Raw genomic sequence first — 1,026 nt, 5'->3', positions numbered from 1 at the left:
CTCGCGCACGCCGGGCAGCGTGTCGCCCGCGGGCAGCTGGCGAATGCGCCCGCCGACCCTTACAAGTGGCCGCCGTGCAGTCATTTCAGAGGGTCACGTAGCCAAGGTCATCCGTGACCAGCTCGGTCGCGCTTTTGGCCGTGCCCAGCTCCTGGCAGACCTTGTTCGCATTGGCCGTGTCGGTGGGGTCGAGCGCCGCCGTGATGACCCCGCCAGCAGTACCCAGCCAGTAACGGCTGCCAGGTGTCAGGCCCGTGAGCGCGGAGTTCGTGGTGTCCAGGGGGTAGACGGTGGCATTTGCAGCCGAGGCCACGGCATCCTTCACAAAGCCATCGGCTTGGCGGCCGTTGCTGTTGTCGGCCAGCCGCACGTTCAGCGCACCAGCATTGGCATGGAAATTCACGAACTTGCCCGCACCGATAGCCTCGCTTGCCGGCGCGATGATCGTATTGGCGCCGATTCCGGCGGGCAGCAGCGAAGGGTCCAGCCGCCCGTCCGATCCTGTGGCCACGAGCTTACCCGCATCCGCTGCGCCGGCAGAAACGGCCAAGCCGAACAGTTGGCGGGTCTTGCCCGAGACACGGGCCAAAAAGCCCTGGGTGGGTTGAGTTGCCATGGTGCTTACTCCAGTGAAATAGGGTCTTGCAGATTCAGCGCGATGCGCGTGGAGGATGTGGCAGAGCCGATGAGTAGGTCGAATCCGCTTGTGGGGGGCGCTTGCGTCAGCGCTCCGGCGGCGCCGAGGTAAACCCGGCCCGGCACCCAGTGCCAGCCGCTGTCCTCAATGGCACCCAGTCGCTGCACATTGACCAGCTCACCGGCTTGGGCCGCCGTCAGCGTGATGCCCAGCAACAGGTCGATGTGCGCCGCATCGTCAGCGCTCAGCGCGCGCACCACGCCATTCAGTTCATACACCGCGAGCAAGGCCGACAGGTTCGTGCCGGCCGTTCGCTGCACCGATGCGCCGCCGGCAGGGCCGGGCTCGCCGGGACGGCCAGGAGGCCCCTGCTGTCCCAGCTCAACGAT

General features: G+C 66.7%; 2 protein-coding genes. Both read right to left on the bottom strand.

Annotation, left to right across the window (positions count from 1 at the left end; translation table 11 throughout):
* Nucleotides 1-85 precede the first annotated feature (85 nt).
* Nucleotides 86-616, bottom strand: a complete 531-nt coding sequence (locus L995_RS06070) for a hypothetical protein (RefSeq protein ID WP_016450005.1) — start codon at nucleotides 614-616, stop codon at nucleotides 86-88.
* A gap of 5 nt (nucleotides 617-621) precedes the next feature.
* A partial coding sequence (locus L995_RS06065) for a hypothetical protein (protein WP_047470156.1) occupies nucleotides 622-1,026 on the bottom strand: 405 nt, incomplete at its 5' end.

This window comes from Delftia sp. ZNC0008 (assembly GCF_000799035.1).
Taxonomy (GTDB): Bacteria; Pseudomonadota; Gammaproteobacteria; order Burkholderiales; family Burkholderiaceae_C; genus Comamonas; species Comamonas tsuruhatensis.
Note: the sequence above shows the minus strand (reverse complement) of the source record. Positions and strands in the feature narration are given on the sequence as shown.

Coding starts and splice junctions, on each gene's coding strand:
- L995_RS06070 (WP_016450005.1), bottom strand. CDS start 616: ATGGCAACTCAACCCACCCAGGGCTTTTTGGCCCGTGTCTCGGGCAAG.